The sequence below is a fragment of the Tsuneonella flava genome (assembly GCF_002870965.1).
GTDB lineage: Bacteria > Pseudomonadota > Alphaproteobacteria > Sphingomonadales > Sphingomonadaceae > Tsuneonella > Tsuneonella flava.
The window spans coordinates 285,988-303,900 of sequence record NZ_PHSO01000007.1; the positions used below are offsets into that span (position 1 = coordinate 285,988).

17 protein-coding genes and 1 pseudogene are annotated in these 17,913 nt (G+C 57.9%); 11 read left to right on the forward strand and 7 right to left on the reverse strand.

Going from position 1 to position 17,913, the window contains the following annotated elements; genetic code table 11:
* Positions 1-152: 152 nt before the first annotated feature.
* The 4 genes from CV013_RS13525 to miaB all read left to right on the forward strand — a co-directional run bounded on the left by CV013_RS13525 (position 153) and on the right by miaB (position 3,338).
* Positions 153-602, forward strand: coding sequence for a MucR family transcriptional regulator (locus CV013_RS13525; protein ID WP_102156214.1), 450 nt, complete (start codon positions 153-155; stop codon positions 600-602).
* A gap of 82 nt (positions 603-684) precedes the next feature.
* Positions 685-1,107 carry a Fur family transcriptional regulator gene (locus tag CV013_RS13530; RefSeq protein ID WP_102156215.1) on the forward strand — a complete coding sequence of 141 codons (423 nt, stop codon included), beginning with the start codon at positions 685-687 and terminating at the stop codon, positions 1,105-1,107.
* Entirely contained in the window at positions 1,082-1,975 is an 894-nt protein-coding gene (locus CV013_RS13535) for a lysophospholipid acyltransferase family protein (RefSeq protein ID WP_102156216.1), read from the forward strand. The genes CV013_RS13530 and CV013_RS13535 overlap by 26 nt, the downstream gene beginning before the upstream one ends.
* A 28-nt stretch (positions 1,976-2,003) precedes the next feature.
* Positions 2,004-3,338, forward strand: a complete 1,335-nt coding sequence (miaB, locus tag CV013_RS13540; protein ID WP_102156217.1) for a tRNA (N6-isopentenyl adenosine(37)-C2)-methylthiotransferase MiaB — start codon at positions 2,004-2,006, stop codon at positions 3,336-3,338.
* Here the strand turns inward: miaB and CV013_RS13545 are convergent.
* Positions 3,335-4,048, reverse strand: a complete 714-nt coding sequence (locus CV013_RS13545; protein WP_102156218.1) for a hypothetical protein — start codon at positions 4,046-4,048, stop codon at positions 3,335-3,337. The genes miaB and CV013_RS13545 overlap by 4 nt on opposite strands.
* Positions 4,049-4,192: 144 nt before the next feature.
* On the reverse strand, positions 4,193-4,690 hold the full coding sequence (locus tag CV013_RS13550) for a glycine zipper 2TM domain-containing protein (RefSeq protein WP_102156219.1): 498 nt from the start codon (positions 4,688-4,690) through the stop codon (positions 4,193-4,195).
* Positions 4,691-4,903: 213 nt separating this feature from the next.
* On the opposite strand from CV013_RS13550, the gene rarD reads away from it, so the two are divergent.
* On the forward strand, positions 4,904-5,812 hold the full coding sequence (rarD, locus tag CV013_RS13555; protein WP_102156220.1) for an EamA family transporter RarD: 909 nt from the start codon (positions 4,904-4,906) through the stop codon (positions 5,810-5,812).
* 96 nt (positions 5,813-5,908) lie between these two features.
* On the opposite strand, the gene mmsB is transcribed toward rarD, so the two are convergent.
* The 5 genes from mmsB to CV013_RS13580 form a co-directional block, all read right to left on the reverse strand.
* A complete protein-coding gene (mmsB, locus tag CV013_RS13560) occupies positions 5,909-6,787 on the reverse strand; it encodes a 3-hydroxyisobutyrate dehydrogenase (protein WP_102156221.1) in 879 nt (292 codons plus the stop codon).
* A gap of 61 nt (positions 6,788-6,848) precedes the next feature.
* Positions 6,849-7,631: an enoyl-CoA hydratase-related protein gene (locus tag CV013_RS13565; RefSeq protein WP_102156222.1), complete on the reverse strand. Its 783-nt coding sequence runs from the start codon at positions 7,629-7,631 to the stop codon at positions 6,849-6,851.
* A complete protein-coding gene (locus CV013_RS13570) occupies positions 7,628-8,674 on the reverse strand; it encodes an enoyl-CoA hydratase/isomerase family protein (protein WP_102156254.1) in 1,047 nt (348 codons plus the stop codon). The genes CV013_RS13565 and CV013_RS13570 overlap by 4 nt, the downstream gene beginning before the upstream one ends.
* 11 nt (positions 8,675-8,685) lie before the next feature.
* Positions 8,686-9,828, reverse strand: coding sequence for an acyl-CoA dehydrogenase family protein (locus tag CV013_RS13575; RefSeq protein WP_102156223.1), 1,143 nt, complete (start codon positions 9,826-9,828; stop codon positions 8,686-8,688).
* 70 nt (positions 9,829-9,898) lie between these two features.
* A complete protein-coding gene (locus CV013_RS13580; protein ID WP_102156224.1) occupies positions 9,899-11,395 on the reverse strand; it encodes a CoA-acylating methylmalonate-semialdehyde dehydrogenase in 1,497 nt (498 codons plus the stop codon).
* Between the two features lie 83 nt (positions 11,396-11,478).
* Between CV013_RS13580 and CV013_RS13585 the strand changes: the two genes are divergently transcribed.
* The 6 genes and pseudogenes from CV013_RS13585 to CV013_RS13610 all read left to right on the forward strand — a co-directional run.
* Positions 11,479-12,375 (forward strand): LysR family transcriptional regulator, encoded by an 897-nt coding sequence (locus CV013_RS13585; protein WP_102156225.1) that lies wholly within the window; start codon positions 11,479-11,481, stop codon positions 12,373-12,375.
* A 30-nt stretch (positions 12,376-12,405) separates the two neighbouring features.
* Positions 12,406-12,858: a MaoC family dehydratase gene (locus tag CV013_RS13590; protein WP_102156255.1), complete on the forward strand. Its 453-nt coding sequence runs from the start codon at positions 12,406-12,408 to the stop codon at positions 12,856-12,858.
* Between the two features lie 584 nt (positions 12,859-13,442).
* Entirely contained in the window at positions 13,443-14,420 is a 978-nt protein-coding gene (locus tag CV013_RS13595; protein ID WP_102156226.1) for a DUF11 domain-containing protein, read from the forward strand.
* Between the two features lie 15 nt (positions 14,421-14,435).
* Positions 14,436-14,903: a hypothetical protein gene (locus tag CV013_RS13600; protein WP_102156227.1), complete on the forward strand. Its 468-nt coding sequence runs from the start codon at positions 14,436-14,438 to the stop codon at positions 14,901-14,903.
* A gap of 62 nt (positions 14,904-14,965) precedes the next feature.
* Entirely contained in the window at positions 14,966-16,024 is a 1,059-nt protein-coding gene (locus tag CV013_RS13605; protein WP_102156228.1) for a DUF11 domain-containing protein, read from the forward strand.
* A gap of 43 nt (positions 16,025-16,067) precedes the next feature.
* Positions 16,068-17,913 (forward strand): annotated as a pseudogene (locus CV013_RS13610) (DUF11 domain-containing protein); the annotation flags it as partial.

A 17,913-nucleotide genomic window follows, 5' to 3' on the forward strand; every position in this document is an offset into this window, starting at 1 on the left:
GTACATTCCTGTGACTTAGCCGGTTAAATCTTGGTTGAAAAACTTTACAATTAACCTTGTATTCCTCAGTAACTTATCTCACTGTTCACCTCGCGGTTGCAAAGTATAACCGGGCACCGCACTTAAATATCGATCGCAAAAAAGGGATTCCGATGGAAGATATCGAACCCGACATGACCGAGACGTTGATCACACTCACGTCCGACATTGTCGCCGCCCACGTCAGCAACAACAACGTCTCCGTAGACGAAGTTCCGACCCTGATTACCACAGTGTATCAGGCTCTCTCGGGACTCGGAGACAATGGCCCCGCTGAAGAGGAACGCCCAGAACCGGCCGTTTCTATTCGTTCTTCCGTCAAGAAGGATCATCTCGTTTGCCTCGAATGTGGCAAAAAAATGAAGATGTTGAAACGCCACCTGATGACCGAACACGGCTTGTCTATCGACGAATATCGGGCACGCTGGAACCTCGGTGGCGATTATCCGATGGTTGCTCCGGACTACGCGGAAACGCGCCGTGACCTCGCTAAAAAGATTGGTCTGGGCCGCAAACCCGGCCAGAAGCGTGGCCGCAAGAAAAAGGAAACGACCACCGCGTGATCGCGACTTGTTTCAGATGACTTGTGATAGACGCCCCGGCCCGATAAGGTCCGGGGCGTTCTATTTTTAACGGCGATACGATTTGCACCAGACGATTGACCTTGAAGCCCTGTGTTCCGAACGTGGTTTGAGAATCACCGATCAACGTCGCGTGATTGCCCGTGTGCTGTCGGAAAGCGACGATCATCCCGATGTCGAACTTCTCCATCAGCGGGCGTCGGCAATCGATCCGAAGATTTCGATCGCCACCGTCTATCGCACTGTGCGCCTGTTCGAAGAGGCAGGCATTCTCGACCGGCATGATTTCGGTGACGGCCGCGCACGTTACGAAGCCGCTCCTGAAGCACATCACGATCACCTGATCGATGTGGAAACAGGCAAAGTGGTCGAATTTGTCGACCCCGAATTGGAAGCGTTACAGAAGCAAATCGCTGAAAAACTCGGTTATCGCCTCGTCGATCATCGGATGGAGCTTTACGGTGTCCGGCTCGACCGAGACGATTGACGCCGATTCGTCGAGAGAAGCCGCAGCTCGCGGCGAAACGACTCCTATTTCCATCGTTGGCCGCTGTCGCTTTGCCGGGCGCATTGCCGCACTTCTGGCACTGCTGTCTGTTATGGTGCCGTTGCACTATGTCTGGCGTACATTTGCCTATGGCTCCCCTATCCCGATGCTGTTTTTGCGATGGGCCGCATGGATCATCGGCGCACGGGTGAGCACCATTGGCACACCACTACGGCGCGATGTGTTCTTCGTGTCCAATCATGTGTCGTGGGTCGATATTCTTGCGTTGGCAGGGGCAAGTGGAACCGCGTTCGTCGCGAAATACGAACTCAGCACAGTTCCAGTGATTGGCTGGCTTTGCCGACTAAACCGCACTGTTTTCGTTCAGCGCGAAAACAGAATGGGTGTGGCCGACCAAATCAACCAATTGCGCGAAGCGCTTGCGGACAACTGGTCCGTTACCGTCTTTCCAGAAGGAACGACAACCGACGGCCAGAGCCTGTTACCATTTAAAACCAGCATGATGAGCGTGCTCGAACCACCTCCGCCCGGCGTACTCGTGCAACCGGTAGTGATGGATTATGGCGCGTTTGGTGAATGGATCGGATGGATCGGAGACGAAAGCGGCGTGAACAATGCAAAGCGACTGTTGGCCCGCGCCGGAACGTTCGAGATTCGCATTCATTTCCTGGAACCGTTCAGCCCGGAGGAATTTCCCGGAAGAAAAGCGATTGGTGCCAGAGCACGCGCGGCAATTGAGGCGGCGTTGCTCACTACATTGGGCAAGCCTCTGCGCGAATTCAGACACGACGTATTGCCAGTTCGCTATCATTCGCCAAAGGAGAGTGACGTTCCGCCTTTGGAATAGTGGCACAATGCCGCTATAGGCGCGCGCCATGCGTGCAACTTCCCCCCCAAAAACCTATCGCGTCAAAAGCTTCGGATGCCAGATGAACGTCTATGATGGCGAACGGATGGCAGAACTGCTGGCGGACCGCGGCATTGTTCCCGCACCCGAAGGCGAAGACGCCGATCTCGTGGTGCTCAACACCTGTCACATCCGCGAAAAGGCTGCTGAGAAGGTCTATTCGGACATCGGCCGCTTGCGGAAGGCGGATGGATCGAAACCCCTGATTGCCGTCGCCGGCTGCGTGGCGCAGGCGGAAGGCGAAGAAATCATGGCCCGTGCCCCGTCGGTGAGCATGGTTGTTGGACCACAGGCCTATCACCGCCTGCCAGAAATGCTCGACAAAGCTGTGGCAGGCGAGCGAACAACCGATACCGACATGCCACCCATCGCAAAATTCGATGCCTTGCCCGCGCGCCGTCGCGCCGCCCCCAGTGCCTTCCTGACTGTTCAGGAAGGGTGCGATAAGTTCTGCACCTATTGCGTGGTGCCATATACACGTGGCGCGGAAATCTCTCGCCCATTTGCAGACCTGCTGGCCGAGGCCGAGCGATTGGTGGCCGGTGGCGCACGCGAAATCACTTTGCTGGGGCAGAACGTTAACGCGTGGACCGGCGAAGACCATAAAGGTCGAGCCATTGGACTGGATGGACTGATCCGAGAGCTGGCGACGCTGCCCGATCTCGCGCGCATTCGCTACACAACCAGCCACCCGATGGATGTAACCGACGGACTTATTGCAGCACATGGAGAGATCGACAAATTGATGCCGTTCCTTCACTTGCCGGTACAGAGCGGATCGGACCCGATTTTGAAGGCGATGAACCGCAGTCACGATGCAGATGGTTACTTGCGCCTGCTGGAACGGTTTCGCGCTGCGCGACCCGACATCGCGTTAAGCGGCGATTTCATCGTCGGATTTCCCGGCGAGAGCGAGGCCGACTTTGAGGCCACCATGCAACTCGTGGATGCCGTGGGCTATGCTCAGGCTTTCAGTTTCAAGTATTCGCCCCGCCCCGGCACCCCTGCTGCAACTATGGCCGATCAGGTCGCGCCGGAGGTAATGGACGAACGATTACAACGCCTGCAAGCTGCGCTCAATCGAGACCAGATGGCGTTCAACCAGGCAAGCGTAGGGAAAACATGCCCTGTTCTGGTAGAGCGGAAAGGCAAGAAACCCGGCCAGTTACTCGGCAAATCACCCTGGCTTCAGTCGGTGTGGTTCGACAGCGACGTATCGATCGGTGAAATCGTCGAGGTCGAACTTGCTGAAGCGGGGCCGAATTCGATGGCTGGTCGGGTTCGAGCGAGTGCGACGACTTAGCCGCCAAAAACGGTCGCCAGTTCTACGTGTGTAAGGGCATCGCGACCCTGTCCATCTCGCACACGAAGATCGAATGCGGCATTGCCGTTTCGTCCGGTCAAAACATCGGTGTTGTCAGTTGTATGGCGACGTTCGGGTTTGAAACGCGCCTGCGTGGCGCGGGTCCAGTAAAACGCGATGACTTCCGCAGGAGGGATAGGCGTTACGAAGCGCACGACACGTGCGTGACACGCACCAGAATCAACGCCAAACGCCGCCATTGTTGCGCCGCGGGGATAAACCGGCAGCTCTGGCGGCAAACGTGCGGCCCATATCGCGCCTGATGTAATCCTGCCCGCACACATGGCGCCACCGGGCACGATTGCCAGATGATCTTCAGCCGATGCACCGTCTGGCAGGCTTGCCGCATTATCATTCGCCTTGGGTACGGCCATCGATACTCCGCCCAGTATTTCGGCGGCATCCGCGCGCGCGGCTGCTATTGCTTCGGGTGTTGGGGGCAAAACAGGCAGCGCATTATTGCTGTCGATCGTGATTGCGGCCGCCCCCTCATTACGGCTGGAAAGATCGGGATCGACCATGATCGGATCGTTCAGGGCCTGCGCCACTGCCGGATCAGCCACCGGGCCATTGGCATCGGAGGAATCGCTCTGCCCACATGCGGTGAGCGTTCCCACTATCGCAATCGCAGCAAGGTATTTGAATGTCATTTCGAAGCCGACTTAGCGTAAGCTGTGTGCAGACGGAAGAAGGCGCCTCCTGCCACGTGGACAAGAGGCGCCTTCCGCGACCCTTAGATAGAGATCGCGCCCCAGCCGTGGGTGGGCACGGCCAAAGTCTGTTTCAATCGAGTGTTAGCGGCAACGGCTACTGCCCCGGTCGATTTCACGCCCCAGAATGGCACCGCCTGCGGCACCGAGGATCGCACCCAAAGTGCGATCGCCATATCGGCCCGCTACCTCACGCCCCAGCAGAGCCCCGCCTGCTGCGCCAATCAGCAAGCCTGTAGTGCCGTTGGAACGGCGACAGTAATATCGACCATCATTCCCACGCCAGATACGGGTGTTGTTATATACTGGCTCGCCATAATTTGCCCGCGAGGGGTATCTATCATAGCTGCGGTAGCGGTTGTCGTAATTGCGATAACGATCATGACCGCGCCCACGGTTCCAATGCCTGCTGCGTTTGTATTTTTTGCGGCTGTGTTCGTAGCTCATGTCGCCATAGATCGATGACGCTGCATAGGTTGCAGTTTCGAGGTGAGCGGCAGGTGCCGCCAGCACCGGAGACGCACATGCAAGACCTGAGACTGAGAGTGCCATAGCCACTGTCTTGAGTTTGGGTATCTGCATCGGGTGTCCCTTTCCGTTTCTCTGTGTCCGAATTGACCAAGAGGCCGAGTGGAGCCCATCCGTCGCATTCATACTTACACGCCCTTTTATGAACGGTCAGCAACTGCGTTGTAAGGTTGGTAGAAAAGCTGGGTCGGACCCAATCAACTGTCGCGAGCAAAGCACGACCGGTCGCTTGTCGGTGACACCACAGCGGAGTACGGCGGGGCTGCTATGACTTCCTCCACGCCATCCTCAGTGCAGTCAGGTTTGCCCGCAGCGTTGGGGGCGTACCTTATATGGGGATTTCTACCGCTCTACCTGATTCTCGTGCAAACCGTTCCGGCAGTGGAATTCGTTGCCTGGCGGATCGTGTGGACATTGCCGCTGTGCCTGTTGATCGTCACCGTTCGACGCCAGTGGCCCGAGATTTCGGCAGCATTGCGAAGCCCGCGGGTGCTTGCGATCCTTGCTGTAAGCGCCGTGCTGATCGCACTGAACTGGCTAACGTACGTATGGGCGATTCAACATGGACATGTCTTTGCCGCGAGCTTGGGATATTACATCAATCCGCTGGTCAATGTTCTGCTCGGCACTGCTCTTCTGGGTGAAAAGTTATCGCGCAGGCAGTGGGTTGCGGTTGCCCTCGCCGCTTGCGGGATTGCTTTGCTTGTGGCCGGGGCGCTCACGACACTCTGGATCAGCCTGACGCTGGCGTTGAGCTTCGGCATCTACGGCTTGCTACGCAAACAAGTGCAGATCGGGGCATTGCCCGGCCTGACGATTGAATCCGCCATCTTGCTGGTCCCGGCGCTGGCCACAACCGCATGGTTCGCGCAAACACCACAGGGATCATCGTTCGGAGGCGATTGGCGCTTAAGCCTGTTGATCGTACTGGGCGGAGTGGCGACCGCGCTGCCCCTATGGATGTTTGCCACGGCCGCCCGCCGGATGAGTTATTCGGCGCTGGGATTTGTTCAGTACCTCGCCCCTACGATCGTATTCGTACTAGGCCTGACCGTATTCCATAAACCGCTGGAACCGATTCAACTCGCCTGCTTCATCCTGATCTGGAGCGCGATTGCGATATTCGTGTGGGATTTATGGTCGCGCAGCCGAGCGGAAAAGCCCGCTGCGCTATAAGGTTGCCAACTTGAAAGCGGACACGTGCAAGTGCTCTGCCAATGAACGGCGCCCTATCGCGAAGGAAGGGGGCGCCGCCGTCAGATCAGCTTGCCGTCACCCCTCGCCCATAGTGCGGATAATGCCTGAAAAATCGACTGTGCTATTTCCGGCGGCATCGAACGCTTCGTACAGTTCCTTCGCCCGCGCACCCATCTTGGGATCTACGCCAGCGGTTGCAGCGGCATCCATTGCCAGCTTCAGGTCTTTCAGCATCAGTCCGGTCGCGAACCCACCCTGATAGCCATTGTCCGCCGGGCTTTGCGGACCGACACCCGGTAAGGGGCAATAGCTTGTCATCGACCAGCACTGCCCTGACGAAACACTGGAAATATCATAGAAAGTCTGCGGATCGAGGCCGAGTTTCTGCGCCATAGTGAAGGCTTCGCATGTGCCGATCATATGAATGCCCAACAGCATGTTGTTGCAGATCTTCGCAGCCTGTCCGTTTCCAGCCTGACCGGCGTGGATCACCGCCTTGCCCATCGCTTCGAGGATAGGTTTCGCACGTGTGAAGGCTTCGTCGGTGCCGCCAACCATAAAAGTCAGCGTTCCGCCGTTAGCCGCTGCGATTCCACCGGAAACGGGGGCATCGACCATCGCATAACCGCCTGCTTCGGCCTGAGCTATTACATCGCGCGCACTGGCGACATCGATGGTGGAGCAATCGAGAAACACTGCGCCCTGCGGCGCATGACCGATCACGTCATCGGCATACACCGCTTTCACGATGGCACCATTGGGCAGCATCGATACGACTGCGTCGACACCGACAACCGCCTCTTTCGCATCGGGAAAAGTGCTGCAGCCGCTTTCGCGCGCGGCAGTAAGGGCAGCATCTGCAAGGTCGAAGGCGCGGACTTCGTGCCCCGCTTTCACGAGGTTGGCGGCCATGCCGCCCCCCATATTGCCGAGGCCGATGAATGCGATTTTCATGTTGCTCTCCCAACCCAATCCTTTGGCAGAAAGGGATTTTTCACTGACATTTTGGTGGCGATCACCGCCCCTTCCACTGCCCTTCCCGCTTCTCGATGAACGCAGCCATGCCTTCGGCTTTGTCTTCGGTCGCGGTAAGTATCTGGAAAATACGGCGTTCCATCACCAGCCCCTGATCGAGCGTGGTTTCGAACGCCGCGTTCACCATTTCCTTGTTCGCGACAGTAGCCATCGGCGGCATCGCGGCGATGGCAGTGGCGGTTTTCAGCGTTTCATCCAGCAGCGTGTCATGCGGCACGACGCGAGCGACCAGCCCGCTGCGCTCTGCCTCTTCCGCGCCCATCATCCGGCCAGTCAGACACATTTCCATAGCCTTAGCCTTGCCGACCGCGCGGGTCAGACGTTGGCTGCCGCCCATGCCAGGGGCCACGCCGAGCTTCACTTCGGGCTGGCCGAATTTCGCGTTTTCGCTCGCGATGATAAAGTCCGCCATCATCGCCAGTTCGCATCCACCGCCGAGAGCGAATCCGTTGACCGCGGCGATCCATGGTTTGCGGGTCGTTTTGACCAAGTGACTGGTCCAGCGAGAGAAAAAGTCTTCGTTGTAGAAATCGGCGGCAGGCTTGTCCGCCATTTCCTTGATATCGGCCCCGGCAGCAAAGGCTTTGTCGCCCGATCCGGTAAGAACAGCGCAGCGCTGGCCAGCATCGGCCTCGTATGCAGCAAACGCCGAGATCAATTCTTCCAGCACCTCACTATTAAGCGCATTCAATGCCTTAGGGCGGTTGAGGGTGATGAGCGTAACCGCGTCACGGTGTTCGACGGTGATGGTTTCATAAGTCATAGGGGCTTCCATTCTTCATCGGTGGGCAAAGGGGCGAAAATGCTGTCGATCAACTCCTTCTTCACCTCCTTAACTGTCGCGGGATTCCATTTCGGATCGCCAGTTTTATCAACGATTACAGCACGAACGCCCTCAGCGAAGTCGGGGCGGAGGAGTACGCGACTGGCAATTCGGTACTCCATTGTCATATTGGCGGCGAAATCTGTCAGATAACTGCTCTCTTTCAACTGGCGCAGCGCCACTTTGCAGGTTTGCGGGCTTTTCGTGGCCAGCGTCTCGCGTTCTTTTGCCGCCCACTCGCTGTCATCGGCTTCGAGACTTGCGAGGATGTCTTCCAGACAATCCGATGCAAAGTGCTTTGCAATCCGATCCGCATTGCCAGCAATCCGCGCTTCTGACGGTGCAACGGAAAGCTCGGCCAGAATACCCTCGACCCGATCGGGATGTTCGACAATCCGCGCCTTGGCTTCGGCCAGCTTGTCGCTGGGCAGGTAATGCGTGGCCAGTCCTGCCCACAGGCATTCCGCCCCATCGAGCCGCGCACCGGTCAGCGCGAGGAATTGCCCCAGACGACCGCTGAGGCGGGAAAGATACCAGCCCCCGCCGACATCGGGGAACAGGCCGATGCCCGTTTCCGGCATAGCGAAGCGGGTATTTTCGGTCGCCACACGATATTTCGCAGGCTGGCTGATGCCGACCCCGCCGCCCATCGTGATGCCATCCATGAAGGCAACGATCGGCTTCGCGTACTCAAACATCTGGTGATTGAGCTGATATTCGTCGTGGAAGAACGCCCGGCCGCTGACACCGCCATCGTTCAGCGCCGAATTCCGCAGCACATTGATATCGCCGCCGGCACAAAACCCACGTCCCTCGGCATGGTCGAGCAACACGATCTCGACTGCGTCGTCACCCTCCCACTTAGACAGTGCCGCGCTCATAGCGTGGCACATCTCGAGCGTAAGAGCATGCAACGCCTTGGGCCGGTTGAGCGAAATGTGCCCCGCCTTCCCATGCGTATGAATATGTACTTCGTCAGTCATCGGATCACTCATTACCGCAACATGTCCCTTCCCACGATCATTCGCATGACCTGATTGGTCCCTTCGAGGATCGAATGGACCCGCAGATCGCGCCAGAACCGCTCGATCGGATAGTCTTTCAAATAACCATAGCCGCCGAACAGTTGCAGTGCGTCGTTGACCACTTTGCTGCCAGTGTCCGTCGCCAGTCGCTTGGCCATCGCGGAAAAGCGGGTCTTGTCCGGCGCACCGTCGGTGACTTTGGCCGCAGCGAGATAGAGCAGCGCCCGTGCCGCTTCCAGTTCGGTCGCCATATCGGCCAGCATGAACTGCGTATTCTGGAACTCGGAGATGGACTGGCCGAACTGCTGGCGATCTTTGGTGTAAGTCACCGCTTCATCGAGGCAGCGTTGCGCGCCGCCAAGGCTGCATGCGCCGATATTGAGGCGACCGCCGTCAAGCCCGGCCATAGCGAAACGGAACCCCTCCCCTTCGTCTCCGACCCGGTTTGCAACCGGAACCCGGCAGTCTTCAAAAATCAACTGAGCAGTAGGCGAAGCATTCCAGCCCAGCTTGTTTTCCGGTGCGCCAAAGCTGAGGCCCGGCGTGTCTTTCTCTATCACAAGACAGGTAATGCCCTTGGACTTGTGCTCCCCCGTGCGGACCATCACGACATAGATATCGTTGAAGCCGCCGCCGGAAATGAACTGTTTGGTGCCGTTGAGCACGTAATGGTCGCCATCGAGCCGCGCCGACGTCTTCAGCGCGGCCGCGTCCGATCCGCTGCCCGGTTCGGTAAGGGCATAGCTGGCGATATGTTCCATCGTCACCAGCTTGGGCAGATAGCGCGCCTTGAGCTCGTCCGCCCCGTAGGTGTCGATCATCCAGCTCGCCATATTGTGAATCGAGACATAGGCACTGGTCGCCGGGCAGCCGTAAGCCATCGCTTCCATAATCAGCGCTGCTTCCAACCGCCCCAGAGCAATGCCGCCGCTCGCTTCACTGACATAAATCGCACCGAAGCCGAGTTCGCCCGTCTTCTGGATGACATCGCGCGGGAAGTGGTGTTTCTCGTCCCACTCCGCCGCAAAGGGAGTAATATTATCGGCAGTGAACTTGCGCGCCATATCCTGAATGGCGAGCTGATCGTCCGTAAGGGCAAACTGTGCAGTCATGAATGGCTCCTGTGACAGCCGCGCCTTGGCACCCGATACGGCACCAAGGCAAGCAGACTGCCAATAGAAATTAACCCATCGTCGGGATGACGAACGCGTTGCTGCCGTCGCCGCCACCGTCGGGCCAGCGTTGGGTTACGGTTTTCACCTTGGTCCAGAACTTCATGCCTTCGGTGCCATATTGGTTGGTGTCGCCAAACGCGCTGCGCTTCCACCCGCCAAAGCTGTGATAGCTCACCGGAACGGGGATTGGCACATTGATACCGACCATCCCCACGTTGACCCGTGCAGCGAATTCACGCGCAGCATGGCCATTGCGGGTAAAGATCGCGACACCATTGCCGTACTGGTGTTTGCTCGGCAGGCTCAGAGCTTCCTCGAAATCCTTAGCGCGCACGATCTGAAGCACAGGGCCGAAGATCTCTTCCTTGTAGCTTTCCATATCGGTGGTGACCCTGTCGATCAGAGTCGGGCCGACAAAGAACCCCTTCTCATGCCCTTGCAAAGAGAAGCCGCGACCGTCGATCACGATGTCTCCGCCTTCCTTCTCCGCCGTATCGATCCACTGTTCGACTCGCGCCTTGTGTTCGGCTGTCACAACAGGGCCATAATGCGCCTCCGGATCGGTCGACACGCCTACGCGCAGCGCTTCAATCGCGGGAATCAGCTTGGCCTTCAGCCGTTCGGCGGTATCGTCACCCACGGGGACCACGACCGGCAAAGCCATGCATCGTTCGCCCGCCGAACCGAATGCGGCGCCGGTCAGATCGTTGACCACTTGATCCAGATCGGCATCGGGCATCACGATCCCGTGGTTCTTGGCCCCGCCCATCGCCTGCACCCGCTTGCCGTTATCGACACCGCGTTTGTACACATAGTGGGCAATGTCGCTTGATCCGACGAAGCTGACTGCCGCGATATCGGGATGGTCGAGGATCGCATCGACCATTTCCTTGTCGCCGTGAACACACTGTAGCAGTCCTTCGGGCGCTCCTGCCTCCAGAAACAGTTCGACTAGTCGAACTGGCACACTGGGGTCGCGCTCGCTCGGTTTCAGGATGAAAGCATTGCCGCAGGCAATGGCCATGCCGAACATCCACATCGGGATCATCGCCGGAAAATTGAACGGCGTGATGCCAGCCCCGATGCCGAGCGGCTGCCGCATCGAATACACATCGATGCCCGGCCCTGCGCCAATGGTATATTCGCCCTTCTGCACCTGAGGGATGCCGCAGGCGTATTCGATCACTTCCAGCCCGCGCTGCACATCGCCCTTCGCATCGTCGATCACTTTGCCGTGTTCGCTCGACAGCAGGCGGGCGAGATCGTCCATGTTGGCTTCGATCAGTTCCTTGTAACGGAACATCACCCGCGCGCGTTTCTGCGGGTTGGTCATCGCCCATTCGGGCTGAACTTTCTTCGCCGCTTCCACTGCGCGATCGAGCAGCGCGGTATCGCCCAGAGCCACTTTCGCCTGAACTTCGCCGGTCGACGGGTTGTACACCTCTTTAGTGCGGCCAGACGCATTGCCGGGGCCGCCGACAACCAGATGATCGATATTACGCATGAAACTCTCCTCACGTTGAACGGCGGAGTGGCACTTGGTAAAGTTGCAGACAACATCTAATCTTGCAGCTATCACCTGCATATATGCATGATCTCAACTGGCACGACGTGCGGGTATTCCTCGCCGTGGCCGAAGCGGGCCAGATCGGGCGGGCGGCGCAGGCATTGCGGGTCGATCCCACCACGCTTAGCCGCCGGTTGCGCCGTCTGGAACAGCATCTGGAAATATCACTGTTCGAACGCACGCGTGAGGGGCAGGTTCTGACCGAAGCAGGCGAAGTACTGTTGTCGAAGGCGGAAACGATGGCCCATGCGGCGGGTTCGATCGATGCCGTGCTGGGGCCGCATACCGGCCTCAGCGGCAGCTTGCGGCTCAGTGTGTCGGAAGGGTTCGGCAGCCAGTTCCTCACCCCCTATCTGGCGGATTTCGCACGCACCCATCCCAACCTGACGCTCGAACTGGTAGCTAACAGCGGTTTCCTCAGCCCCTCCCGGCGGGAAGCGGACATTGCCGTCATGCTATCACGCCCCAAGGCAGGACCGGTCCTATGCCGCAAACTCGCCGATTACGCGCTGATGCTATATGCCAGCACAGATTACCTGCGGGACAAGGGAACGCCGCGCGAAACCGCCGATCTTGCCGCCAATCATATGCTCATCAGCTATGTGCCCGACCTGCTTTACGCACCGGAACTGAACTATCTCGACGAATTTCACACCGGGCTGATCGCACGCTTGCGATCCTCCAGCATCAACGCTCAACATCGCCTGATCGCGGAAGGGGCCGGGATCGGCGTACTTCCCCGGTTTATCGGGGAAGCGAGCGGAGAACTGGTCCCGGTTTGCCCTGACCGGACTATCACGCGCAGTTTCTGGGTCGTCACCCACCGCGACACTCAGAACCTTGCCCGTGTGCGGGCGGGGAAAGAATGGCTGCTGGCATGTGTGGAGGCTGGACGGGACCGCCTGATGCCGTGCTAAAGGCGCATGGCAATCAAGGAGAGCAAAGCAATGGCAGGTTTGTGGTTCGAACAGTTTTCGGTCGGTCAGGTGTTCGATCACGAGATCCGACGTACGGTGCTGGAGGCGGACAACATGTGGTTTTCCGCGCTGACTTATAACCCGGCGCAGCTGCACATCGATCATGCCTATGCGGAACAGACCGAATTTGGCCGCCCGCTGGTCAATTCGCTCTTCACGCTAGGGCTGGTGATCGGCCTGACCGTGCAGGATACCACGCTGGGCACAACAGTCGCCAACCTTGGTATGAACGACACGACGTTCCCCAAGCCCGTATTCGCAGGCGACACGATCCGCGCCCGCACCACTGTGATGGAACTGCGCGAAAGCAAGAGCCGCCCACGTCAGGGCATCGTCACGTTCGAACATCTGGGCCTGAACCAGCATGACGATGTGGTGTGCCGCACTCTGCGCGGCGCGCTGATGCACAAATCGCCTCACTGATACCGTGTGTACTGAAAACGCCTCAATCGGGTCGCCGCTGGCGATCCGAGGCAAAGAACGAATCCTGCGTTCGGACCTATTGTGTTGAAAAACTCCGCAGCCGCTTTTCGTCGGCAACATTCGAACTCGCACAGACAGTTACGCGCACTAATGATTTGCACTATGGGGCGCTGCCGAATCATTGTTGCTGAAAATTAGAGCCTGCGCTGCCGCAACCGACTTTTTCAACACAATAGGACCAATAGCGGACATAAGCCCGCCCTCTCGCTGTTGTAAATTCCAAAAGACCCTGACTGGCTGATTAGACTTCACCCAATCAGGATCTCTTCAATACGATTACAATAAAAATAATAAATTGTCTGCAAATCAAATACCCGATCTCCGTACAGAACTCTTTTTACTTAAGTAATTATACCATAGTATTCGCGTCATCGCCCACATAGGCATCAACAATCAATTAATCACTTAAGCATATGATATGTATTGATTAATTTCCGAAGGTTTGGTCTGGATGTTACTCATGCAAGGTTACGGTTAACGATTGAATAAGAGTATTCTCCGAGGGCGCCGCTTAGATCGACGGCATGAAAAAGCCGTCGATTCGCCACCTGACCTCGTGCACCATCCTTGCCGGGAGTATTCTGCTAGCATCCACCCCTGCGACGGCCGCAGGCGTGATTGCCGGCACCCTGATCGAGAACACCGCTTCTGCCAGCTATACCACTGGCAACACGCCCAAAACGATCGAATCAAACAAAGTTACCATCAAGATAGGCGAGGTGCTGGATGTCGCGGTGGCGTCGCTCGACAGCGGTGCTGTAGCGATCAGCGATTCAAACGTTCTCGCATTCTCGGTAACCAATACCGGTAACGGGCCGGAGGCATTCACTCTCACCGCCGATCCCGCCATCGCGGGGAATGATTTCGATGCGGCAGTGACCAGCCTTGCCATCGATACAAATGACAACGGGATTTACGATGCAGGTGTCGATACGCTTGTGATCAATGGTGGTGCATCGGCATCGATCGATGCCGATGCAACGTTGAAGGTGTTTGTACTGGTCAGTTCGCCGTCAGGGACGGGCGATGGCCAGAGCAGTCAGGTCAAACTGATCGCCGCAGCCACAACCGGCACCGGCACTCCCGGCACGACATTCCCCGGCGCAGGCACCGATGGCAGCGATGCCGTAGTCGGCAGCTCGGGTGCGACAGATTTTGCTCAGGGAAAGCTCGTTGCCAGCGTGGCGACGGTTGCACTGGTCAAATCCGCAACCGTGGTCGATCCATTTGGCGGCAGTCAGGCCGTTCCGGGCGCGACAATCAGGTATGAAATCGTAGCCACCGTTTCCGGCAGCGGATCGATCGGTTCGCTGACAATCACCGATGCGATCCCCGCCTCCACAACATATCAGGCCGGAACGCTCAAACTCGGGAGCACCGCTTTGACGGACGCCGCGGACAGCGATGCCGGGAGCGCTTCCGAAAAAGGCATTTCGGTCGACACCGGCACGGTTGCCGCTGGCGAGAGCCGCACCGTCGAGTTCGCCGTTAAAGTCAATTAATCAAGGTATTTCACGATGGTAAAGCATCTTCTTCTGGCGCTTTCTTGCGCCATTGCGACACTATTCCAGCTCCATTCGGCACAGGCTGCCGGCAAGGTCGCGCTCACCGGCGATGTGAAAGTCGTTCGTATGGTCGAACAAGGTGGAGCGGAAAAGGAAACTCTCTCCGAACCGACAAAAGTCGTGCCTGGAGACAAGCTCGTTTTCACTACGCGTTACAGCAATGACACAGGCGAAGAAGTCGACGATTTTGTCATCACCAATCCGATCCCCGAACAAGTCACACTGACCGAGGAAGGTGATTTCACGGTCTCTGTCGATGGGGGCAAAAGCTTCGGCCAATTGGCTGCGTTAAGCACGAAAGCGAGCGACGGCACGGTCGGGGCAGCCACGCTGAACGATGTGACTCACATCCGGTGGGTGCTGCCCAAGCTGAAACCTGGCGCGACCGGGTCTGTCAGATTTTCCGCTGTCATTCGCTGACGGCTGAACCACACCCTCGGTTCGCGGGTGTTTCAAGCGAACTGTGATATAAGGAAAACTCAATGAAGCGCTCTCTGAAGGGCCTGGGTGCTGCGAGCATCCTGGCGTTGGTGGCTGTCGCCAGTCCTGCATTTGCCGCCGGTACCCAATCAGGCACGACAATCACCAACATTGTGACGGTGAACTACAAGGTCGGCGGCATTAACCAGACGGCCGAAGAAGCGTCCGACACATTGACTGTGGACCGCAAGGTGAACCTGACCGTTGCCGAAAACGGGAATACCACCACACAGGTTTCGCCTGGTCAGACCTCTGCTGTAACGGCTTTTACCGTCACCAACACGTCAAACGACACGCTCGACCTGGGTCTCGAAGTCTTACAACTTTCGGGGGGCTCAGCCGCGCATGGCGGAACGGACACTTTCGACGTCAGCAATATCAAAATGTATCTTGATGTTAACGGCGATGGCTTGCTGGACGATGGCGATACGCTGATCACCACCGGCTACCTCGATGAAGTCGCGCCCGATACCGGCGTCAAGGTTCTGGTCGTGGGGGATATTCCAGTGGCCCCCGAAACCGGCGATGTCGCCGGGGTACGGCTCACCGCCACCGCTCTGGCAGGCGGCAGTGCAGGATCGCAAGGTGCGGTTCTCACCGAAACGACCGGCGCCAACACCAGCGGTGTCGACACAGTCTTCGTCGACACCAACGCGAACGGCAATATTGCGCGCGATGGCAAAGATTTCGCGACAGACGATTACACTGTTCTGGCAGCCGCCCTTACCGCTGTGAAGTCGAGCAAGGTCATTTCAGATCCGCAAAATGGCACCAGCGATCCAAAGGCTATTCCCGGTGCAGTCATTCAGTATTGCATCGCCATCACCAATGCTGTCGGCAGCGCAACTGCAACAAATGTTGTGGTGAATGACCCTGTACCAACCGGGCTGACTTTCGTGCCGGGCTCAATCCACGTCAACGGGACAGTGAACAGCTCTGGCGTGTGTCAGGGCGATGGCGCTGCAGGTGGCAACTATACCGGCACCACGGTGACCGGCCCCCTCACCGACCTTGCGGCGGGTCAAACCCGCACCGTCGTGTTCCAGACAACTGTCGACTGAAAGTAACCGTGCCGGGGCTGAAATGCCCCGGCCGGACTGGCCAATGCATATTTCCCGAACCCTCTCCAAAGCAGCAGCAGCGCTGATCACAGCGGTGCTCCTATCTGTCTGCCTGTCCTCTGCGCTGGCGCAAACAGTTCACAACACGGCATATGCACACTGGCCGGAAGGCAAGGTCACGCGCACGACCACGTCGAATACCGTAACGACAGAGATTATTCCGTCGAAGCTAAAGCTTTCAACATATCGCCCGACAAAGACAGGCGGAGATCCGCTGGTAGTGCAACCGTCGCTCTGCAAGAGCGAGCCGCTGGTACTCTTCGAAAGCAACGGGCAAGGCGCAACCACGATCTCTGCACAGGTGACGTCCGAGCTCCGGATCGGTGAAGTCCTCGTTATCAACGTCAGCGCGCCTGCCGCCAACCTGAACCACAACACGGTGGATAGCCTGATCGCCACGCTCACGACACCTGGCGGCGACGAAGAAGTTTTGGAGATTTTTGAAACCGGAAACGATACCGGCACATTTACCGGTGCGATCCGCACGCGCAGCATTTCGTCTGCGCTGACCTCAGGCGACTGTAGATTAAGCGTTACTTCGGGCGAGAAGATCTCCGTCGCAATTGGGGCGAAGATCTCGAATGAGCCATTGGCAACTACGCTTGTTGGCGTCCTGTCCGACCCTTTCGGCTTCGTAGTGGATAGCGAAACGGGCAAGCCGGTGTCCGGCGCCCGTGTTACCCTGATCGACCAAACAACCGGACTTCCCGCAACAGTTCTGGCGGAAGATGGGCTAACGTCGTGGCCTTCTTCGGTCGTCTCCGGAAAGGCAATTACCGATGGTGCCGGAGATACATACCAAAGCGAGCCGGGCGAATACCGCTTCCCATTAGTTCCGGCTGGCACTTATCGTCTGAAGGTCGAGCCACCTGCGCCATATACCGCTCCGACAAAGGCGCGGCCCGAAGATCTTCAGCGCCTGAGCCGATCCACCGGCGCACCACTGGTCATCGTCGATGGATCGTTTGGCAAGCCGTTCCAGCTTGCATCCACAGCCCCCGTTCAAGTCGATATCCCGGTGGACTGGCCGAGCGTGGCCGCTGCGATCACCAAAACCGCATCGCGTAGCATCGCTCAGCCCGGCGACGCGCTGCTTTACACCGTCAATATCCGCAATAAGGATTCTTCGCGCGCTAAATCCGATGTCACACTGACAGATCGGCCGTCCGAATTTCTGCGCTTGCGACCGAATACAATCAGGATCGATGGCGAAACGCCCGATCCCGCCGCAGTAACCATCGCGCCAGATGGCAGCCAGCTCACAATCTCTATCCCTACGATGGGCCCCGGAGAGGTGGTGAAAGTTACATACGCGATGACTGTGCGAAACGATGCGCCGGCCGGACAAGTCGTCAACCGCGCGATTGCAACCGATAATCGCGGCGGTCGCGCAGAAACGGACACAGCGGTCAAGGTCGAACGCGACAACATCGCATCGCGTATGACGATCGTTGGCCGCATTACTGCAGGCGATTGTTCGGTCCTGCGCGATCGGCGCGGCATCCCCGGTGTGCGCGTAATGATGGAAGACGGCAGCTTCGCCATTACCGACCGCGACGGACGCTATCACTTTGAGGGCGTAGTGCCAGGCACCCATGTCGTTCAGGTGCAAGGCCAGACTTTGCCGAACAGCGGCCGTTTCGTCGATTGCGATCGCTCTACTCAGTCCGCCGGCAGCGCAACCTCGCGTTTCGTCACAGGTCAAGGCGGCAGTCTTGTCGTTGCCGATTTCACAGCAGATGTTTCGGGTTGGTTCCAGCCTGGCATAGAGTCTGAAGCGGAAGCGATAGCCCCCTCCTCGCCCAATTGTCCGTCGTCAGAACATTTGG

Bases quoted from the DNA above. Each gene is read 5' to 3' on its own strand.
- CV013_RS13525 (WP_102156214.1), top strand. From the start codon at position 153: ATGGAAGATATCGAACCCGACATGACCGAGACGTTGATCACACTCACG.
- miaB (WP_102156217.1), top strand. From the start codon at position 2,004: ATGCGTGCAACTTCCCCCCCAAAAACCTATCGCGTCAAAAGCTTCGGA.
- CV013_RS13545 (WP_102156218.1), bottom strand. From the start codon at position 4,048: ATGACATTCAAATACCTTGCTGCGATTGCGATAGTGGGAACGCTCACC.
- CV013_RS13550 (WP_102156219.1), bottom strand. From the start codon at position 4,690: ATGCAGATACCCAAACTCAAGACAGTGGCTATGGCACTCTCAGTCTCA.
- rarD (WP_102156220.1), top strand. From the start codon at position 4,904: ATGACTTCCTCCACGCCATCCTCAGTGCAGTCAGGTTTGCCCGCAGCG.
- mmsB (WP_102156221.1), bottom strand. From the start codon at position 6,787: ATGAAAATCGCATTCATCGGCCTCGGCAATATGGGGGGCGGCATGGCC.
- CV013_RS13565 (WP_102156222.1), bottom strand. From the start codon at position 7,631: ATGACTTATGAAACCATCACCGTCGAACACCGTGACGCGGTTACGCTC.
- CV013_RS13570 (WP_102156254.1), bottom strand. From the start codon at position 8,674: ATGACTGACGAAGTACATATTCATACGCATGGGAAGGCGGGGCACATT.
- CV013_RS13575 (WP_102156223.1), bottom strand. From the start codon at position 9,828: ATGACTGCACAGTTTGCCCTTACGGACGATCAGCTCGCCATTCAGGAT.
- CV013_RS13580 (WP_102156224.1), bottom strand. From the start codon at position 11,395: ATGCGTAATATCGATCATCTGGTTGTCGGCGGCCCCGGCAATGCGTCT.
- CV013_RS13585 (WP_102156225.1), top strand. From the start codon at position 11,479: ATGCATGATCTCAACTGGCACGACGTGCGGGTATTCCTCGCCGTGGCC.
- CV013_RS13590 (WP_102156255.1), top strand. From the start codon at position 12,406: ATGGCAGGTTTGTGGTTCGAACAGTTTTCGGTCGGTCAGGTGTTCGAT.
- CV013_RS13595 (WP_102156226.1), top strand. From the start codon at position 13,443: ATGAAAAAGCCGTCGATTCGCCACCTGACCTCGTGCACCATCCTTGCC.
- CV013_RS13600 (WP_102156227.1), top strand. From the start codon at position 14,436: ATGGTAAAGCATCTTCTTCTGGCGCTTTCTTGCGCCATTGCGACACTA.
- CV013_RS13605 (WP_102156228.1), top strand. From the start codon at position 14,966: ATGAAGCGCTCTCTGAAGGGCCTGGGTGCTGCGAGCATCCTGGCGTTG.